The following is a 275-nucleotide window of genomic DNA, read 5'->3' on the forward strand; positions in this document are numbered from 1 at the left end:
CATAAAAGGTGATACGGAAAATACTTTTTTAAAGTTCACTTTTTTTTCTAGTGGTATCAAGTAGTAGTGTCGCTCATTCCATGGCGTATTACTAACTTCAGCCACCATGTACTTAAATTCACTGTCGCTATGACCATAAAAGAAGAAATTTACTGGGCTAAAGTAAATACCAAAGCAACGGAGCTGTCCTAGCATGTATACATGGTTAAAAGTCTCAGTTACACCAAGCGATAATAACTGATGATTTGCACGTTCAATGATTGACGCATCATTAT

Annotated in this window: 1 protein-coding gene; it reads right to left on the reverse strand. The window is 36.0% G+C overall.

The window, feature by feature from the left end:
* Positions 1–275 (reverse strand): DUF1365 family protein (locus tag R2R70_RS20140; protein ID WP_410978923.1); only part of this gene is annotated, 275 nt, incomplete at both ends.

The organism is Cobetia sp. SIMBA_158, assembly GCF_046566945.1.
GTDB classification, from domain to species: Bacteria; Pseudomonadota; Gammaproteobacteria; order Pseudomonadales; family Halomonadaceae; genus Cobetia; species Cobetia amphilecti.